Origin of the sequence: Bradyrhizobium sp. LMG 9283 (genome assembly GCF_045571415.1) — a bacterium.
GTDB lineage: Bacteria > Pseudomonadota > Alphaproteobacteria > Rhizobiales > Xanthobacteraceae > Bradyrhizobium.
Genome location: NZ_CP120691.1, coordinates 1,253,036 through 1,270,958, shown reverse-complemented (window position 1 = coordinate 1,270,958; position 17,923 = coordinate 1,253,036). Strand labels below are relative to the sequence as shown.

At 63.9% G+C, this 17,923-nt stretch carries 14 protein-coding genes; 10 read left to right on the top strand and 4 right to left on the bottom strand.

All coding sequences use genetic code 11. From position 1 onward, the window contains the following. Positions 1-117: 117 nt before the first annotated feature. Positions 118-456 carry a hypothetical protein gene (locus P6U29_RS05935; protein ID WP_407116741.1) on the top strand — a complete coding sequence of 113 codons (339 nt, stop codon included), beginning with the start codon at positions 118-120 and terminating at the stop codon, positions 454-456. Here P6U29_RS05935 and P6U29_RS05930 read toward each other — a convergent pair. Further along, positions 430-4,536 carry a GAF domain-containing protein gene (locus tag P6U29_RS05930; RefSeq protein WP_407116740.1) on the bottom strand — a complete coding sequence of 1,369 codons (4,107 nt, stop codon included), beginning with the start codon at positions 4,534-4,536 and terminating at the stop codon, positions 430-432. The two genes, P6U29_RS05935 and P6U29_RS05930, sit on opposite strands and share 27 nt — an antisense overlap. 45 nt (positions 4,537-4,581) lie before the next feature. On the opposite strand from P6U29_RS05930, the gene P6U29_RS05925 reads away from it, so the two are divergent. Genes P6U29_RS05925 through P6U29_RS05915 form a run of 3 tightly spaced genes read left to right on the top strand, consistent with a single transcriptional unit; the run spans position 4,582 to position 7,065 of the window. After that, positions 4,582-4,875 (top strand): hypothetical protein, encoded by a 294-nt coding sequence (locus P6U29_RS05925; RefSeq protein WP_407116739.1) that lies wholly within the window; start codon positions 4,582-4,584, stop codon positions 4,873-4,875. A gap of 21 nt (positions 4,876-4,896) precedes the next feature. Then, on the top strand, positions 4,897-6,264 hold the full coding sequence (locus P6U29_RS05920) for an LLM class flavin-dependent oxidoreductase (protein ID WP_407116738.1): 1,368 nt from the start codon (positions 4,897-4,899) through the stop codon (positions 6,262-6,264). Between the two features lie 15 nt (positions 6,265-6,279). After that, positions 6,280-7,065, top strand: a complete 786-nt coding sequence (locus P6U29_RS05915; RefSeq protein ID WP_407116737.1) for a fumarylacetoacetate hydrolase family protein — start codon at positions 6,280-6,282, stop codon at positions 7,063-7,065. Between the two features lies 1 nt (position 7,066). Here the strand turns inward: P6U29_RS05915 and P6U29_RS05910 are convergent, their stop codons facing one another. Then, positions 7,067-7,987 carry a LysR substrate-binding domain-containing protein gene (locus P6U29_RS05910; RefSeq protein ID WP_027573549.1) on the bottom strand — a complete coding sequence of 307 codons (921 nt, stop codon included), beginning with the start codon at positions 7,985-7,987 and terminating at the stop codon, positions 7,067-7,069. 108 nt (positions 7,988-8,095) lie between these two features. Here P6U29_RS05910 and P6U29_RS05905 point away from each other — a divergent pair, with 108 nt between their 5' ends. Together P6U29_RS05905 and P6U29_RS05900 are read left to right on the top strand one after the other, a co-directional pair. Beyond that, positions 8,096-8,521 carry a hypothetical protein gene (locus P6U29_RS05905; RefSeq protein ID WP_407116736.1) on the top strand — a complete coding sequence of 142 codons (426 nt, stop codon included), beginning with the start codon at positions 8,096-8,098 and terminating at the stop codon, positions 8,519-8,521. Between the two features lie 74 nt (positions 8,522-8,595). Further along, positions 8,596-9,114 carry a hypothetical protein gene (locus P6U29_RS05900; RefSeq protein WP_407116735.1) on the top strand — a complete coding sequence of 173 codons (519 nt, stop codon included), beginning with the start codon at positions 8,596-8,598 and terminating at the stop codon, positions 9,112-9,114. Between the two features lie 186 nt (positions 9,115-9,300). Here the strand turns inward: P6U29_RS05900 and P6U29_RS05895 are convergent, their stop codons facing one another. Further along, on the bottom strand, positions 9,301-9,756 hold the full coding sequence (locus tag P6U29_RS05895) for an Lrp/AsnC family transcriptional regulator (protein ID WP_407116734.1): 456 nt from the start codon (positions 9,754-9,756) through the stop codon (positions 9,301-9,303). A 155-nt stretch (positions 9,757-9,911) separates the two neighbouring features. Between P6U29_RS05895 and P6U29_RS05890 the strand changes: the two genes are divergently transcribed. Next, positions 9,912-13,343, top strand: coding sequence for an indolepyruvate ferredoxin oxidoreductase family protein (locus P6U29_RS05890; RefSeq protein WP_407116733.1), 3,432 nt, complete (start codon positions 9,912-9,914; stop codon positions 13,341-13,343). 12 nt (positions 13,344-13,355) lie between these two features. Here the strand turns inward: P6U29_RS05890 and P6U29_RS05885 are convergent, their stop codons facing one another. After that, a complete protein-coding gene (locus P6U29_RS05885; protein WP_407116732.1) occupies positions 13,356-14,267 on the bottom strand; it encodes a LysR family transcriptional regulator in 912 nt (303 codons plus the stop codon). A gap of 211 nt (positions 14,268-14,478) precedes the next feature. Here P6U29_RS05885 and P6U29_RS05880 point away from each other — a divergent pair, with 211 nt between their 5' ends. The 3 genes from P6U29_RS05880 (at position 14,479) to P6U29_RS05870 (ending at position 17,876) form a co-directional block, all read left to right on the top strand. Continuing rightward, the gene (locus P6U29_RS05880) at positions 14,479-15,660 is read left to right on the top strand and encodes an HlyD family secretion protein (protein WP_407116731.1); all 1,182 of its coding nucleotides are present in this window, start codon (positions 14,479-14,481) and stop codon (positions 15,658-15,660) included. Positions 15,661-15,778: 118 nt separating this feature from the next. After that, positions 15,779-17,386 (top strand): MDR family MFS transporter, encoded by a 1,608-nt coding sequence (locus tag P6U29_RS05875; protein ID WP_407116730.1) that lies wholly within the window; start codon positions 15,779-15,781, stop codon positions 17,384-17,386. Positions 17,387-17,414: 28 nt separating this feature from the next. Continuing rightward, a complete protein-coding gene (locus P6U29_RS05870) occupies positions 17,415-17,876 on the top strand; it encodes a carboxymuconolactone decarboxylase family protein (protein WP_407116729.1) in 462 nt (153 codons plus the stop codon). The last annotated feature ends 47 nt before the right edge of the window (positions 17,877-17,923 follow it).

The window sequence follows — 17,923 nt, the reverse complement described above, 5'->3', positions numbered from 1 at the left end:
CGACGATGTCGGCTTGCATGGTTCGGCCCATTTGCGCGAGCCGATTTTCCGAGCGAAGTGACGATCACGTGAACGTGTCGACGTGTCGTCGGGCACGGATTCTGGGAGCATCACCACATGCATCAGGCTGCGCGCCTGGAATTCGAGCGTGTGATGGAAGAGTTCGTCCGCTGGCATGTCGTGCCGGAGGGCGAGCGCTCGCCCGCGCCTGCCTGGTGGTGGGGGCCCGCCATGGCTGTGGTCGACGATCAGGAGCCGATGGGCGAAACATGCTGCCGTGCGTTAAATGTGAGCGAAGGGACGAGTTTCGCCGAGGGCGCGCGCAGCATTCTCGCGCTGTTCATCGAGCAGACGTCACTGACGGGGCCTCAGGATTTTCCGAGCAAGGCCGAAGGAGACCACGAGGTCCGCGAGCTGCACCCGCAGCCGTCAGACGATAGCGCGTTTCAACCGTGACGCTGCGCCTTCGTCGGCCGGTTCCGGCTGGAGCGGCGGCGCGACCGGCAGCGCCATCGGCCGCAGCAGCTCGGCCATCTGCCGCGCCGGCAGCGGCTTGGAGATGAGGAAGCCCTGCATCTCGTCGCAGCCATGGGTCCGCAGGAACGCCTCCTGCTCGGCATTCTCGACGCCTTCGGCGACGATGGTCATGCCGAGTGCCTTGCCCATGCTGATGATCGCCTGCGCGATCGCCTGATCCTCCGAATCCTGGGGCAGGTCGCGCACGAAGGAGCGGTCGATCTTGATCGTGTCGATCGGGAAGTGCTTCATCAGCGACATCGACGAGTAGCCGGTGCCGAAATCGTCAATGGCGAGACGGATGCCGCGGTTCTGGATGGAGTCGAGCACCTTGAGCGCGCGGCCGACATTGCGCATCATCATGCTCTCGGTGACCTCGAGCTGGAGCAGCACCGGAGACATGCCGGAGGCCGCGAGCGCCTCGTCGACGTCCCGCAACAGGTGCTCGTCGGCAAACTGCCGCGGTGACAGGTTGACCGCCATCGACAGGGGCAGCAGACCGCGGCGCTGCCAGGTCATGGCCTGCGCGCAGGCCTCATTCAGCACCCAGCGGCCGATCGGCACGATCAGCCCGGTTTCCTCCGCAAGCGGAATGAATTGTGCCGGCGAGACGCTGCCGAGATCGGGATGCGTCCAGCGCAGCAGCGCTTCGACGCCAGTGATCTGACCCGTCTCCATGTCCACCTTGGGCTGGTAATTCAGCGAGAATTGCTCGCGCTCAAGCGCGCGGCGCAGCGCGCTCTCGAGCGACAGCCGTTCGATCGACTGCGTCTTCACCTCCTTGGAGAAGAAACGATAGCCGTTCTTGCCGTCCTCCTTGGCGAGGTACATCGCCATGTCGGCGTTCTTGGTCAGCGTCTGCGCGTCGGAGCCGTTGGCCGGATACATCGCGATGCCGATCGAAGCCGTGGTATGGCACTCGTGGCCGGCCAGCTCCATGGGCTCGGCAAGCGCGGCGAGCAGTTCGGTCGCGATACGCTGGATGTCCTCGATCTCGCCGCACTGGTCGAGGATCACCACGAACTCGTCGCCGCCCAGGCGCGCCACCACGTCGCTCGTTCGCAATGCACCGCGCAAACGATGGGCCACTCCGAGCAGGAGCAGGTCGCCGGCCTCGTGCCCCAGCGAATCGTTGATGACCTTGAAGCGGTCGAGATCGATGAACAGCACCGCAAAACGGTGCTCGTGGCGCTGCGCCGTGTCGATCGCCTCGCGCAGCAGCCCGTTGAAGGTCTCGCGGTTCGGCAGGTCGGTCAGGCTGTCATGCGAGGCGAGGTATTCGATCCGCTCGTCGGCCTTGTTCTTCTCGTCGGCGCGATCGAAATTCTCGATGGCGAAGGAGACGTTGTCGGCAAGACGTTGCAACAGCTCGACGAATTCGGGCGTGAAGGTGTCCTTTTCGGTCGACATGTAGATCATGACGCCGACAGGTTGATCGTGCACGATCAGCGGGAACGCCGCCCCGGACCGTGCGCCGTCGCCGCGAACGATGGCGTGGAAGGCGCTCACGCGCTGGTCGTTGAGATAGTCATTGCTGATGCAAGGCTGCCGGGTACGGAACGCCGTGCCGGCCATCCCCCGGCCCTCGGGGCGCTCGGGGTCGACCGAGAGGCGGACATTACGCGTGGTGTCGGACGACGGTCCGGCGCTGGCGACGATCTCGATCTGATCGCTGGCGGCCTTCGCGAGCGCGATGGTGGTCGAGGTGAACTTGGCGCCGTTCGATGCGGCAAGACAGACGAGGTCGAACAGCTCGGCGCGCGACTTCGCCCGCATGATCGCCTCATTGGTGGCGCTCAGTGCCGCGAACATGCGCGTCAGGCGCTCCTTTTGCGCCTCGGTGCGCGCCTTCTCCTCGGCGCGATGGAAATTGTCGAGCGCGAAGGAGACGTTCTCTGCGAGGCGTCCGAGCAGCTCGACCAGATCGGGCGTGAACGTGTTCTCTTCGGGCGCGAGGAAGAGCAGAATGCCGACCGGTTCCTGGCCCGCTTTCAGGAGCGGAAAGCTGGCCGCTGCCCGCGTTCCGTCCTCGATCGCCTTCGCACGCCAGTAGGCCGAACGCGGCTCGTGCAGATAGTCGTTCATGACGCTGGGCCGGCGGGTCAGGAGCGAGGTGCCGATGATGCCCTGGCCCTCGGGATGGCCGGCGGAAATGTTGCAGGTCCGTCCGACCATCTGCTCCTGCAGGCGTCCCTTCACCGCGACGACGCGAACGAGCTCCTTTTCCCTGTCGATGAGGCCGATCGTCGCCGAGGCGAACACATCGCCGAGGACCGCCGCCTGGCATGCGGCCTCGAACAATTCCTCGCGGGTCTTGGCGCGCATGATGGCTTCATTGGTTGCGCTTAGCGCCTCGAACATTCCGCTGAGGCGATTGCGCTGCTTGTCCAGCTGCGCCTTCTCCTCCGCGCGATCCAGGCTTTCCAGCGCGAAGGCGACATTGGCCTGGAGCCTGCGCAGCAGCTCGACAAGCTCGTCGGTGAAGGTGCCGCACTCCGGAGAGGTGAACAGGAGCACGCCTTCCACCCGGTCACCGTTGAACAGCGGCAGCGCGGCCGAGGACGCGATGCCGTTGCGACGGGCGCTGGCGTGCCAGGGCGCGATGCGGTCGTCGGCGAGCACGTCGTTGCTGATCGCGGGCTGACGTGTGCGAAACGCGGTGCCGGTCAGCCCGCGCCCCTCGGGCACCTGGACCGAGGCGGAAAACTTGAAGTCACGAACCTGGTCGGCGTTCGGTCCGTAGCTGGCGACCACGCGCAGCAGCTCGCCGCGCTGGTCGACCAGCGCGATGCTAGCCGAGGTGAACTTGGCTCCTTTCGCCGTCGCCTCGCAGACAAAGTCGAACAGCTCGGAGCGCGACCGCGCGCGCAGGATCGCCTCGTTGGTGGCGCTGAGCGCGGCATACATGCGCGCCAGGCGTTCTTCTTCCGCCGCGATCCTGGCCTTGTCGGCCTCGCGGCCGAAATTCTCGATCGCGAACGAGACGTTCTCCGCCATACGTAGCAGCAGCGCGACGATCTCCTCGTCCTTGGCCCAGGAACGGCTGATGAAGAACAGGAGCACGCCGACGCTTTCGCCGCGCTTGATCAGCGGCGCGACCACGCAGGCGGCGACGCCGGTATTGACGTTGGCCTGCTCCCAGGGAGTGCCCTTGGTCCGGCTGGCGAGATCGTCTTCGACGATGGCTTTCTGCGTCCGGAACACCTCGCCGGAGATGCCCCTGCCGTAGGGATTCCCCGGGTCGATCGAATAGCGCGCCTGGGTGACGAGCTCGAGATTCTGCCCGGTGGCGGCGACAGGCTTCATCCAGTGCGAATCCGGCTCGCGGAGCAGCACGATGGTCGCCAGCGACTTGCCGCTGTGGACGGAGGCGTCGCAGACGAGCTGGTACAGCTCCTGCTCGGTCTTGGCGCGCAGGATCGCCTCGTTGGTGGCGCTGATGGCGCCGAACATGCGGTTGAGCCGCCGTGTCGCCCGTTCGCTGGTCTGTCGCGCGGTTTCGCGCGCGAAATTGTCCAGCGCATAGGAAATGTTCGCCGACATGCGCTCGAACAGCGACACCATCTGCTCGTTCAGCGAGTTGGCCTCGCTCCGCGTCACGTACAATACGCCGACGCTCTTGCCGTTGCAGAGCAGCGGCAGAGCCGCGGCCGCACCGATGTTAGCCTTGGCGACGCCCTCGCGCCACGCCAGCGAGCGCGGATCGTTCAGATAGTCGTTGCTGACGCACAGCGTCTGATCGCGAAACGCCTCGCCGCCGACGCCGGACCCTTCGGGCGTGCCGGCTTCCGTCGTGATCACAATCGAGCGGAGCCGCGGAATGTCATCGCCGCAGCCGGCCGCGAAGCACAGCCGCCGGCCGTGCGGCTCGACCAGGAACACGGCGACGGCCAGAAAGTCCCCGCTCGAAAACCCGGCCTCGCAGACCTTCTGGTACAGCTCGTCCGGTGATCTCGCATAAAGAATCGCTTCGTTGATGGCGCTCAACGCCGCAAAGGTGCGCGCGAGTGTCGTCGGCACGATCTCAGCTCCCGGGCATTTCTGCCTATTTTTCCCGGTGCCTTTATGAACGGCGATCGCCTAAGTGGTCGTTATTGCGCACTGCAAACCGTCGATCAAAGTGAACGAGCAGCGAACGAGCAGCACGAAACTTCAGGAATTACCGGCGCGCGGGAGGAGCCTTCGACCAAGGGCGCGTTCTCTTTACGAATTTGCAGCCCTGTGTTGGTTTACGGGAGATTGATATCGCTCCTGCGCTTTGAGACGATGGCACCCAACAAGCAGCCTGTTAACGGCACCAAGCCGCTGCGCGCGCTGGCGCGTGAGTACAGGCTCGACACGGTGTTCGATCTGGCCTGACAGCATCAGGAGAACAGCAGCATGAATCGGCAGATGGTACTGGTCGGCTTCCTTCAGGCACAGAACTGCACGAACTTGCCGAGCTCCTGGCGGCATCCGGATTCGCGCACCGATTCGATGTCGGCGGACTATTATCAGGAGATCGCCAGGATTCTCGAAGCCGGCAAGTTCCACATGGCCTTCTTCGACGATCGCCTGGCGATGCCGGACCGCTATGGCAACGACCACGCCCACACGGTCGAATACGGCATCCGCTGCGTGAAGATGGATCCGCTGATCGTGCTGACCACGATGGGCGTGGTCACCGAGAAGCTCGGCCTTGGCGCGACCTGCTCGACCACCTATTACGAACCGTTCGATGTCGCGCGCCGATTTGCAACGCTCGACCTGATGTCCGGCGGCCGCGCCGGCTGGAACGTCGTCACCTCGCTAAACGACGGCGAGGCGCTTAACATGGGCCGCGACTCCCACCCCGAACACGATTCCCGCTACGACCGCGCCGATGAGTTCATGGAGGTCGTGCTCGGCCACTGGGACACCTGGGAAGACGGCGCGCTCATCATGGACAAGACCAGCGGCCGCTTTGCCGACCCGACCAAGGTGAAGCGGCTCGACCACAATGGGCCGGCCTTTAAGTCTCGCGGTCCGTTCACCGTGCCGCGCTCGCGACAAGGCCATCCCGTCATCATCCAGGCCGGTGCATCCGGCCGCGGTCAGCGCTTTGCCGGCCGCTGGGGCGAAGTGATCTTCACCGCCGCGCGCAACCTCGCCGCCGCCAAGGAAGGTTATGCGGCCGTGCGCAACGAAGCCGCCAAGGACGGCCGCGATCCCGACCAGATGTTCCTCTGCAACCTGACGACGCCGGTCTGCGCCGCGACCAAGGCGGAGGCCGAGGACAAGATGGCGTTGATCAATAAGTTGCCGCTCGAGATCGACGCACTGTCGCTGCTCGCCGAAGCGCTCAATTATGACTTCGCCTCCAAGGACATCGACGAGCCGCTGACCACGGAAGAGCTGAAGAGCATGCAGGGCATCTTAGGTCTCCGCGACGGCGTGCTGAAGATGTCAGGCAAGAGCAACCCGAGCGCACGCGACTTCGTCACCTTCTCCGGCCGCGGCCAGGTGCAGGACGCGATGGTCGGCGGTCCCAAGGAGATCGCCGACAGACTTGAAGAGATGTTCGTGGAGCGCGGCTGCGACGGTTTTGTCATTGCGGCGACTTATGTGCCCGGCTCCTACGCCGATTTCGTGCAACACATGGTACCGGAACTGCAACGGCGCGGCCTGTTCCAGAAAGACTATCGCGGCAAGACGTTGCGCGAAAATCTCGGACTGAAGCGGCCGGCCGCCGGTGCCTGGAAGATGCAGCCGCGCGATGCCGCGGAATAACAATGAGGACGCACCATGCGCTGGTTGAAATTCACCGCCTCAGGCGCGACCTCCTGGGGTCTCGTCGAGAACGATCAGGTCGTCGCGATCGACGGCGATCCGCTCGGTGAATGGCAGCGCAGCTCGCGCACGCATCCGCTTGGCGAGGTCAAGATCGAGCTGCCGCTGATCCCGCGCACCTTCTATTGCGTCGGCCTGAACTATCTGAAGCACCTGAAGGAGGCCGCCGACAAGCGCGGCGAGATCCCGGCGGTCCCCGACCGGCCCGAGATCGGCTATCGCGCCCAGAACGCGCTGATCGCTCATGACGAAGACGTCGTGATCCCGTCCTTTGCGACCGACAAGATCCATTGTGAAGGCGAGATCGTCGTGGTCATCGGCAAGAAGGTGAAGCATCTCACCGAAGCGAACGCGATGGATTGCGTGTTCGGCTACACCATCGGCAACGACGTCAGCGAACGTAGCTGGCAGAAGGCGGACCGCAGCCTGTGGCGCTCCAAGAACGCCGACACGTTCAAGCCGATGGGCCCCTGGATTGAGACCGAAGCCGATCTCGACAAGATGGAGACGATCGTCCGCGTCAACGGCATGGAGACCAATCGCTTCGCTACCCGCGACATGATCTTCGGCGTGGTGCCGTTCCTGGTCGAGCTGACTAGATGTTTCACGCTATGGCCCGGTGATGTGATCTGGATGGGCACCGACGGTGCCTCGCCTGACATCAAGCACGGCGACGTCGTCGAGATCGAGATCACCGGCATCGGCACGTTGCGGAACAGGTTCGTGCGGGAGGGGCAATAGCTCAGCGCGCGGCCCGGGATCGGCCCTTCACATGATCGATGAAGGCTCGAAGCTTCGGCATGATTTGTCGATGGCTGGGATAGTAGAGAAACACCCCCGGCGTCATCGGCGCGAATTTCTCCAGCACGGCGACGAGTTTTCCCGTTCTGACGGCGTCGGTCGCGAGCGGCCCTGGCACTTGCGCAAGCCCGACGCCTTCGACGGCGGCACCTAACATCGTCGGGAAGTCGTTGGCGATGAAGGGGCCTGCAACGGCAATCTCGATCGAACGACCGCCGTCGTTGAGCGACCACGGTGCGAGCGCACCGTTTGATCGCCGCAATCTCAGGCATGCATGCTCGCGCAGATCGTCCGGCCGCCGGGGCCGACCGCGACGTTCAAGGTAGGCCGGGCTGCCCACGATCAGGAAAGGCAACGGTTTCGTCAGGCGAACCGCGACCATGTCCGGGGAGATGAACTGCCCCATCCTGATGCCGGCATCGAAACCTCCAGCGGCGAGGTCGACCAGCTCTTCGCTTGCAGCGAGCTCCACCTCGATCTCTGGAAATGCCTGACAGAACGAGGCGACCAGGGGCTCCAGCAAAATCGGCACGACCGAGCGCGGAACAGTGAGACGCAAGAGCCCGGCCGGCCGCTGTCCGAGGTCGCGCGCGGCCCCGCTTGCCGCGACGAGCTCCTCGAAGGCAGGCCTTGCGCGCGCAAAGAACCGTTCGCCGGCCTCGGTCAGACTGACGCTGCGAGTCGTGCGCAGGAACAGCACGGCCCCGACGCGTGCTTCGAGTGCGCGCACCGCCTGGCTGATCGCCGACGGCGTTACCCCGAGCTCAGCAGCCGCCCGGCGGAAGCTGCGGTGCTGGGCGACGCTCAGGAACGCCTCCACACCGTCGAGCGCACCTTGCCGGACTGTGAAGTTCTGCTTCATGGCCTATCAATATTATCGCGAATAGTCGCTCTGGCAAAGACGGCCTTAGATCAGGATCGCAAATGCGCCGCGCCGCTGGGTGCGCCTGACACTTGCGACATCGCGGCAATGGCCGTGATCAGAGAGATGAAACCGATGAAGGCAATCCGCAACATCGTCCTGGCACTCACCCTCCCACTGACAGGTGTTATCTCCATGGCAGAGCCATCGCTTGCCCAAGCGCAAACCACATCACCGACAACCGGCGTGATGGTCATTCCGACTGTCAGGCCCGGCATCACACGCGAACAGGTCATGGCGGTGATGCCCGATGAGATCAGCCAAACCCCCCAGCTCTATCTCAACGGGATAGTTCGCGAATGGTATTCGCGGTCCGATGGGACCGGAGCGGTCTTCCTGCTGAACGTCAAGGACGTCGCCGAAGGGCACGCCATCATGGAAGGCCTGCCGCTGGCGAAGCAGAATCTCATCGACCACGAGTACATCGCGGTCGGTCCGCTCATGCCGCTCCGCCTGCTCATGGCCAAACCCTGAGGGTCGCCACGTCGAGCCGGATCGATAGGCATCGTCCCGGCTCGACAGCATGGTCAACCATAGGGAATCCGAACGTGCCGAACTTCAATCTTCCATTCGTTCTCAGCGTCGCCGGCGCTTTCCTGACCAGCTCGGTGGTCGCTGCGATCTATGTTTGGCCGGCGATCCGCGTGATGCCGCGCTATGACGCCCTGAGGCTCATCGCAGCTTTCCATGCGTTCAGGTTTTTGGGAATGAACTTCATGGTGACCGGGTTCGTCTCTGCCGAGTTGAGTTCGCGCTTTGCCGCCGAGGTGGGATGGGGCGATCTTATCGCCGCCGTCCTTGCGCTTCTGTCGATGGCGGCTCTCTCGTGGCGATGGTCGATCGCCATCCCGGTGGTCTGGATCTTCAACATCTGGGGGACACTTGACCTACTGAACGCGTACTACATGGGCGCGACAAAGATCCCGGATCCGGGCCTGTTCGGCGCTGGCATTTATATACCCACCCTCTACGTACCACTGCTGCTCGTCGGCCACGCCCTTGCCTTCATGATTTTGCTCAGGGCCGGAACAGAGAAAAAAGTCCGTGACCTCGGACAGAGCACATGAGCACCGATGCTGTTTCCGCCACCATGATTGCCCCGCGCGCCCTCTGGCTCAGCGGTGATCGCAACGTGCGGCGCCGTAAGGGTGGGCAAAGGCGCTCTTGCGCCGCGCCCACCATCTCTCCGCGATGTCGCGACAGATGGTGGGCACGCTACGCTTTGCCCACCCTACCGCAGTCGGGCCACCCGCTCAAAACGGCAGGGCCACACTAGTCTTGATCTCCTTCAGCACGACATTGCTGCGGACGTAGCGGATGCCAGGGATGCGAAACATGAACTCGTCGAGAAACCTGTTGTAGGCAGCCATGTCCTGCACCACGACGCGCAGGTGATAATCGGCGTCGCCCGTGGTCGCAAAGCATTCCAGCACCTCGCGTCGCTTCGTGACCCGCGCCACGAACTCGTCGACGAACTTCGCATCGTGTCGCTCCAGCGAGACGTGGAGAATGGCGGACATCGTAAATCCCGCCTGCTCGCGTGCGACCAGCGCCGCGTAGCCCTGAATGACGCCGCTCTCCTCCAGCGCCCGCACCCTGCGCCAGCAGGCCGAGGTGGACATGCCGACCGCGTCGGCCAGCTGCTGGTTGGTGGCACGGCCATCCCTCTGGAGATGGGCGAGTATTCGCGTGTCCTGTTCTTCGATCATGGACGCCTCTCAATTCGAGAAACTTGTACCAAATTTGATCGCTTCACGCAAAATTCTACCTAATTTCCGGCCTACGCGGGATAAATAGGTAAGACCTACCGGCCTCGCGGGCATAACCTTCCGTTATCAAGCAGGGATGCCGCGCGAGGTCCGCCATGGACACCATTCCGTCACTCGACGCTTACGAGCTCTCCGACCGCTACGAACGCGAGGAGGGCCGCGTCTTCCTCACGGGCACACAGGCCATTGTCCGCATCGCGCTCGATCAAGCGCGTCGCGACCGTGCGAATGGCCTCAATACCGCGGGCTTCATCTCCGGCTATCGCGGCTCGCCACTCGGCGGCATCGATCTCGAACTGTGGCGCATTGAGGAACGGCTGAAGCGGGATCGCATCGAATTCTTGCCGGCCGTCAACGAAGACCTCGCGGCGACCGCGGTGCTCGGCTCGCAGCAGGTCGAGACGCAAGGGGATCGCGAGGTCGATGGCGTGTTCGGGCTCTGGTACGGCAAGGGCCCCGGCGTCGATCGCTCCGGCGATGCGCTCAAGCACGGCAACGCCTATGGCTCCTCGCCACATGGCGGCGTGCTGGTGGTTGCCGGCGACGACCATGGCTGCGTCTCCTCCTCGATGCCGCACCAGTCCGACGTCGCCTTCATGAGCTGGTTCATGCCAACGCTGCACCCCGCAAGCGTCGGCGAATATCTCGCGTTCGGCGAATATGGCTATGCACTGAGCCGCTTCTCCGGCATGTGGGTCGGCTTCAAAGCGATTTCGGAGATCGTGGAATCAGGCGCATCCTTCGTGCTGCGCCCGCCGCGCGTCTTCCGCACGCCCGACTTCACGCCGCCGCCGGGCGGCCTGCATTATCGCTGGCCCGACCTGCCGGGTCCGCAGATCGAGGAACGGCTGGAGGCGAAGAAGCACGCGGTCTATGCCTTCGCCAAGGCCAACCCGATCGATCGCCACATCTACGACATTCCGGACGCGACGTACGGCATCGTCACCACAGGCAAGGCGCATCTCGACTTGATGGAGGCGCTGCGGTTGATGGGCCTCGATGAAGCGGCCTGCCGCAGCATCGGCATCGACGTCTACAAGGTCGGCATGGTCTGGCCGCTGGCGCTGCATGACGCCATGGACTTCGTGAAAGGCAAGCGCGAGATCCTCGTGGTCGAGGAGAAGCGCGGCATCATCGAGAGCCAGTTCAAGGAATACTTTTACGACTATCCCGGCAGCAAGCCGGAGCGCATGGTGGGCAAGCATGACGAAACCGGCGCAAGGCTGATTTCCTGGATTGGCGAATTGTCGCCGCGGGCGCTCGCTTCCGTGCTGGCGCGCCGGCTCGACCTGATGTTTCCGGGCCTGAATCTCGCCGCCCGCGCCGCCGCCTTGATGCCGGAAGCGGCGCGCACGATCAACATCAGCGGCGCAACACGCACGCCGTATTTCTGCTCGGGATGTCCGCACAACACTTCGACAAAAGTACCCGAAGGATCAAAGGCGTTGGCCGGCATCGGCTGCCACTTCATGGCGAGCTGGATGGACCGCGAGACCTCTTCACTGATCCAGATGGGCGGCGAGGGCGTGAACTGGGCAGCATCGTCGCGGTTCACCGGCCACAAGCACATCTTCCAGAACCTTGGCGAAGGCACCTACTACCATTCCGGTTCGATGGCGATTCGGCAGGCGATCGCGGCCGGCGCCAACATCACTTACAAGATCCTGTTCAACGACGCCGTGGCGATGACCGGCGGCCAGCCGGTCGACGGCCCCGTCAGCGTCCATGCCATTGCCCACAGCGTCCGCGCCGAAGGTGTGGAGCGCATTGCGCTGGTGTCGGACGATCCGGCGCAGTTCGGCCCGGCCGATCTGCCGTCCGGCGTCACCATCCATCCCCGCGAGGAGATGGATGCCGTGCAGCGCGAGCTGCGCCAAGTCCCCGGCGTCTCTGTCCTGATCTACCAGCAGACCTGCGCCACCGAGAAGCGGCGCCGCCGCAAGCGCGGACAAATGGCCGACCCCAAGCGCTTTGCCTACATCAACGATCTCGTCTGCGAAGGCTGCGGCGACTGCTCGGTCGAATCCAACTGTCTCAGCGTCGAGCCGAGGGAGACGCCGTTCGGCCGCAAGCGGCAGATCAATCTGTCGGCCTGCAACAAGGATTTTTCCTGCCTGAACGGCTTCTGTCCCAGCTTTGTTACCATCGAAGGCGCGACGCGTCGGAAGAAGAGCGCGAGCCAGATCGACGCAGTCGGCCGCGCAGCCACGCTACCCCTGCCCGCGCCCGCAACACTCGACCGCCCCTATGACTTGCTTGTCACCGGCGTCGGTGGCACTGGCGTGATCACGGTCGGCGCGCTGATCGGCATGGCCGCGCATCTCGAGCGTCGCGGCGTCTCGGTGCTGGATTTTACCGGCTTCGCGCAAAAATTCGGGCCCGTGCTGAGCTACATCCGCGTTGCGTCAAGTCCCGACGCGCTGCACCAGGTGCGCATCGACCAGGGTGCGGCCGATGCGCTGATCGGCTGCGACCTCGTCGTTAGCTCTTCGCCGAAGGCGTCCGGCACCTATCGCCGCGGCACGCGCGCAACTATCAACACCGCGGAGATGCCGACCGGCGACGTGGTCCGCTTCCGCGATGCCGATCTCGCTTCGCCAGCTCGCCTGCGCGCAATCCGTCAGGTCATCGGCAATGACAATCTCGACACGATCAATACCAATGCGCTGGCCGAACGGCTGCTCGGCGATGCCGTCTATGCCAACATCATCATGCTCGGCTTTGCCTGGCAGCGCGGTCTGGTTCCGGTCTCGTTTCAGGCGCTGTTGCGCGCGATCGAGCTCAACGGCGTCGCCATCGAACGCAATAAGCAGGCCTTCGCTTGGGGCCGCATCGCCGCGGCTGATCCGGACTTCCTGCCGAACGCGGACGATGCGCCCAAAACCGAGACGCTCGACCAGCTCATCGCCCGGCGTGCTGAGTTCCTCACGGCCTATCAGAACGCGGCCTATGCGACGCGCTACCGGACGATCGTCGCAAAAGTCCGCAATGCCGAAGCGAATTTGAACAGCGAGGCGCTGACCGAGGCAGTCGCACGCGCGCTGTTCAAGCTGATGGCCTACAAGGACGAGTACGAGGTGGCGCGGCTGCACATGCGCAGCGGCTTCCTCGACGAGTTGAAGGGCGAATTCGAGGACGGCTTCACAATCCAGTATCACCTCGCCCCGCCGTTCCTGCCGTCGCGGCGCGATGCACGTGGACGTCCGCGCAAACGCGTCTTCGGCCAGTGGATCCAGATGCCTCTGGCCATGCTCGCGCGCTTGAAAGGGCTGCGCGGAACGCCGTTCGATCCGTTCGGCTACACCGCCGAACGGCGCGCTGAGCGCGAACTGATCGCCTGGTATGAGGGCCTGATCGAGCGGATGCTGAGCGAGCTCGACACGGCGCGCCTTCCAGATCTCATTGCCGTAGCCAAGGCTGCCATGGACATCCGCGGCTATGGGCCCGTGAAAGAAGCTGCGATCGCGTCGGTCAAGACCGAGGTCGAATCCCTGCTGGCGCGGCCGAGCGCGGCGCGAGCGGCCTGAGCGCAGCGCCGCTCATGAATACGGGTTGATCAGCTTCTGCTGCTCGGCGCTGTGGTGCACGAGCAGGTCGATGAAGGTCCTGACTTTCGCCGACAGATGATGACGGTGCGGATAGACCGCATTCATGGACAGCTCAACCGTTCGATATTCCGGCAAGAGGCGGACGAGACGGCCGGCTTCGAGGTCGTCCTGAATGAGGAACCCGGCCATCAGGCAGACGGCAGCGCCCTCCAGCGCGACCTTGCGCAGCGCTTCGCCGCTATTGGTGACGAAGCTGCCCGAGATACGCACCGAGGCCGGTGTGCCTTTGCGATCAAGGAAGCGCCATTCGTCGCCAAACGGATAGTTCAAATGCCGACCGCAATCATGCCCGGTGAGTTCGTCGAGCTTCTGCACCCGGCCGTGCTTCTCGATGTAATCGTGGGAGCAGCACAGCACGTGACGCCAGGTGGCAAGGCTCCGCACGATCAGGCTCGAATCCGGCGGCGGGATCATGCGCAGCGCAACGTCGTAGCCTTCCTCGATGAGATCGACGTCGGCCTCGCCCATGCGCAGATCGATCTTGAGCTCCGGATAGGTCGACAGCAGTTTCGCCACGACCGGCGCGACGAACGGCACCATATGGGTGGCGACGTGAATGCGCAGCGTGCCGCGAGGCACCGACTGCAATTCGCTCGCGATGTCGTCGGCCTGTTCGATGTCGGCGAGGATCTGGACGCAGCGGTCGTAATAGGCCTTGCCGATCTCGGTAAGATTGACCTTGCGCGTGGTGCGGTGAAGCAGCCTTACCCCAAGCCGGTCTTCCAATGCCTGAATGTGATTGCTCACCATGGTGGTCGACATGTTGAGCTTGCGGGCTGCTGCGGAGAAGCCGCCGGTCTCCACCACCCGGCTGAACACTTCGAGGCTGGTCAATCGATCCATGCTTCCCTGCACCAGGATGTACGCATTAGCAGCAATCGCGCGACAGAGGCAGCAATCACCCTGGCGCAGTCGCGAGCCTGACCCGGTAGACATGCGAACCAAGGCGACGGCCCCGATTATCCACCTCTAATGGATAATCCTTCCAGAATTTTGCCAATTATCACCCGGGCCGGCAAGACCGATAGTCTCAGCGAGCCGACAGGAGACCGCAATGTCCGAGATGCCCCGCACCGAGACCTTCCAGCAAGCGACTCAAATCACTCGCGATTACGCCAAGGCGCCGCCAGCTATCCCGGCCCGGAACATGGTCCGGCGCGCGGCCTTGGTGCTCGCGCTCCTCGCAGGGACGGCAGCCGTGGCCTATTACGGACACGATTACTGGACCAACGGCCGCTACCTCGAGACCACAGACGACGCCTATGTGAAGGCGGACTCCACGATCGTCGCGCCGAAAGTCTCCGGCTACATCGCAAAGGTGCTGGTCGGCGACAACGAGAAGGTCAAGGCAGGCCAGCTGCTGGCCAAGATCGACGACCGCGATTTCAAGGCGGCACTCGACCAGGCCCGTGCCGATGTCGCGGCTGCCGAAGCGTCCGTGCGCAACATCGATGCCCAGCTCGAACTGCAACAGCCGATCATCGAGCAAAGCACGGCTGATGTCGCTGCTGCGGACGCCAATCTGAAATTCGCGCAGGAGGAACGCGCCAGGTACGACGACCTGATGAAGTCGGGCTCCGGCACGATCCAGCGCGCGCAGCAGACCGACGCGGCACTGCGCGCCAGCAATGCGCAATTGCAGCACGCCAAATCCGGCCTTCTGGCTGCACAGCGCAAGATCGACGTGCTCACCACCCAGCGCGCCCAGGCGGCAGCCCAGCTCGAACGTGCCCGTGCGGTCGCGCAGCAGGCGGCGCTGAACCTGTCCTATACCGAGATCACCGCGCCGGTGGACGGCACGGTCGGCGCCCGCAGCTTGCGCGTCGGCCAATACGTGCAAGCCGGCACGCAATTGATGGCGGTGGTGCCGCTCGATGCGGTCTATGTCGTTGCCAACTTCAAGGAGACGCAGCTCACGCATGTGCGGCCCGGCCAGCCGGTCGAGCTGCACGTCGACAGTTTTCGCAATCGGACCCTGCACGGCCGTGTCGACAGCCTGTCGCCGGCGAGCGGGCTCGAATTCGCGCTGTTGCCGCCCGATAACGCCACCGGCAACTTCACCAAGATCGTGCAGCGCGTTCCGGTGAAGATCGTGCTCGACGACCACAGTCTCACCGGCCTGCTGCGCCCAGGCATGTCCGCGGTGCCGACCATCGACACCAAGGCGACGGTGCTGGCCGAGCGCGAGACGGCCAAACGTCTCGCCGACAACACGTCCCGCCCGAACGGGAGCTGACGCCGGAAGGCTCCGGCAGGAATTGTCAAATCCTGCCGGATGATCCTTCCAGAACTTCCTCGATTATCGAGTTCGTCCGCCTATCGCATCCTGTCTCCGCACCCGAGACGAGGCTTCCATGAGCACGCTCCAACCAGCCCTCAACGCCGCATCCGCCACCAACATTCCCACGCCCGCCGCTCGGGCGGTGCCCGCGAAAACCTGGATCGCGGTGATCGGCGCAACGCTCGGCGCCTTCATGGCGGTGCTGAACATCCAGATCGTCAACGCCTCGCTCGCCGACATCCAGGGCGCGATCGGCGCCGGCATCGACGACGGCGGCTGGATCTCGACCTCCTATCTGATCGCCGAGATCGTGGTGATCCCGCTGTCGGGCTGGCTCGCGCAGGTGTTCTCGATCCGCATTTATCTGCTCACCAATGCGATCCTGTTCCTGGCTCTGTCCGCAGCCTGCGCGCTGGCGCAGGATCTGTCGCAGATGATCGTGCTGCGCGCCATCCAGGGCTTCACCGGCGGCGTGCTGATCCCGATGGCTTTCACGCTGATCATCATGCTGCTGCCGCGCGGCAAGCAGCCGGTCGGCCTCGCGCTGTTCGCACTGTCGGCGACGTTCGCACCGGCGATTGGGCCAACCATCGGCGGCTATCTGACCGAGAATTTCGGCTGGCAGTACATCTTCTACGTCAATTTGGTGCCGGGCGCGATCATGGTCGGCATGCTCTGGTACGCGCTCGAGGCCAAGCCGATGAAGCTGTCCCTCCTGCGCGAGGGCGACTGGGCCGGCATCATCACCATGGCGATCGGCCTCTCGGCACTCCAGACCGTGCTGGAGGAAGGCAACAAGGACGACTGGTTCGGCTCGCCCTTCATCGTCAGGCTGTCGATCATGGCCGCCGTGGCGTTGACCGCCTTCCTGATCATCGAGCTCACAGTGAAGAAGCCGCTGTTGAACCTGCGTCTGCTCGTCCGTCGCAATTTCGGCTTCGGCATGCTCGCGAACTTCCTGCTCGGCATCGCGCTCTACGGCTCGGTGTTCATCCTGCCGCAATATCTGTCGCGCATTCAGGGCTACAATGCCGAGCAGATCGGCATGGTGCTGGCCTGGACCGGACTGCCGCAGCTGGTGCTGATCCCGCTGGTGCCGCGCCTGATGCAGCGCTTCGACGCGCGGATCATTATCGGCATCGGCTTCGTGCTGTTTGCGGCGTCCAATTTCATGAACATCTATATGAGCAACGACTACGCCGCCGACCAGCTGCTGTGGCCCAATGTCGTTCGCGCGATAGGACAGGCACTGGTGATGGCGCCGCTGTCGGCGGTGGCGACATCAGGCATCGAAGCCGAGAATGCGGGCTCGGCTTCCGGCCTGTTCAACATGATGCGCAATCTAGGCGGCGCGGTCGGCATCGCGCTGCTCCAGACCGTTCTGACCAAGCGCGAGCAATATCACTCCAACGTGCTGATGCAGTCGGTCTCGGTATTCGAGCAGGCGACGCGCACGCGGCTGGAGCAACTCACCCAGTATTTCATCAATCACGGTGTCCTCGACCATGCGGACGCTGCGCATCGCGCCTACGTCGCGATCGGCCGTATCGTGCAGAAGCAGGCCTATGTCCTCGCCTTCAGCGACACCTTCTATCTGCTCGGCATGGCGCTGATCGTGGCGCTGCTCGCCGTCCTCTTCCTGAAGAAGCCCGGCCAGACCTCGGCCGGTGGTGCCCACTGATTCAACCCGGCAAGCAAGGAGAACGACCATGAAACCCCGTATGAACTTCTACCAGGCCGCACCCGACACGATGAAGGCGCTGATGGCGCTGGAAGACCAGATCCAGTCGACAGGCCTGGAGAAATCGCTGATCGAGCTGGTCAAGATCCGGGCGTCGCAGATCAACGGCTGCGCCTTCTGCATCAACATGCATACTGAGGACGCCCGCAAGCGCGGCGAGACCGAGCAGCGCATCTACCTGCTGAATGCCTGGCGCGAATCCCCGCTCTATTCCGACCGCGAGCGCGCCGCGCTGGCCTGGACCGAGGCGGTGACGCTGATCTCAGAGACGCACGCGCCGGACGACGTTTACGAACAGGTTCGCGCGCAATTCTCCGATGCGGAGACGGTGAACCTGACCATGCTGATCGGTGCCATCAACGCCTGGAACAGGATTGCGATCGCGTTCCGCGCCGTGCATCCGGTGAAGGTGAAGGCGTCGGTGGCGTGAGGCGGCGGCGTCATGGACGCAACACCGCCTCCACACTCTCAATTGTC

Excerpts from the sequence above, each read along its gene's own strand:
- P6U29_RS05885 (WP_407116732.1), bottom strand. The coding sequence starts at position 14,267 with ATGGATCGATTGACCAGCCTCGAAGTGTTCAGCCGGGTGGTGGAGACC.
- P6U29_RS05915 (WP_407116737.1), top strand. The coding sequence starts at position 6,280 with ATGCGCTGGTTGAAATTCACCGCCTCAGGCGCGACCTCCTGGGGTCTC.
- P6U29_RS05890 (WP_407116733.1), top strand. The coding sequence starts at position 9,912 with ATGGACACCATTCCGTCACTCGACGCTTACGAGCTCTCCGACCGCTAC.
- P6U29_RS05910 (WP_027573549.1), bottom strand. The coding sequence starts at position 7,987 with ATGAAGCAGAACTTCACAGTCCGGCAAGGTGCGCTCGACGGTGTGGAG.
- P6U29_RS05925 (WP_407116739.1), top strand. The coding sequence starts at position 4,582 with ATGAACGGCGATCGCCTAAGTGGTCGTTATTGCGCACTGCAAACCGTC.
- P6U29_RS05935 (WP_407116741.1), top strand. The coding sequence starts at position 118 with ATGCATCAGGCTGCGCGCCTGGAATTCGAGCGTGTGATGGAAGAGTTC.
- P6U29_RS05920 (WP_407116738.1), top strand. The coding sequence starts at position 4,897 with ATGAATCGGCAGATGGTACTGGTCGGCTTCCTTCAGGCACAGAACTGC.
- P6U29_RS05880 (WP_407116731.1), top strand. The coding sequence starts at position 14,479 with ATGTCCGAGATGCCCCGCACCGAGACCTTCCAGCAAGCGACTCAAATC.
- P6U29_RS05875 (WP_407116730.1), top strand. The coding sequence starts at position 15,779 with ATGAGCACGCTCCAACCAGCCCTCAACGCCGCATCCGCCACCAACATT.
- P6U29_RS05895 (WP_407116734.1), bottom strand. The coding sequence starts at position 9,756 with ATGATCGAAGAACAGGACACGCGAATACTCGCCCATCTCCAGAGGGAT.
- P6U29_RS05870 (WP_407116729.1), top strand. The coding sequence starts at position 17,415 with ATGAAACCCCGTATGAACTTCTACCAGGCCGCACCCGACACGATGAAG.
- P6U29_RS05905 (WP_407116736.1), top strand. The coding sequence starts at position 8,096 with ATGGCCGTGATCAGAGAGATGAAACCGATGAAGGCAATCCGCAACATC.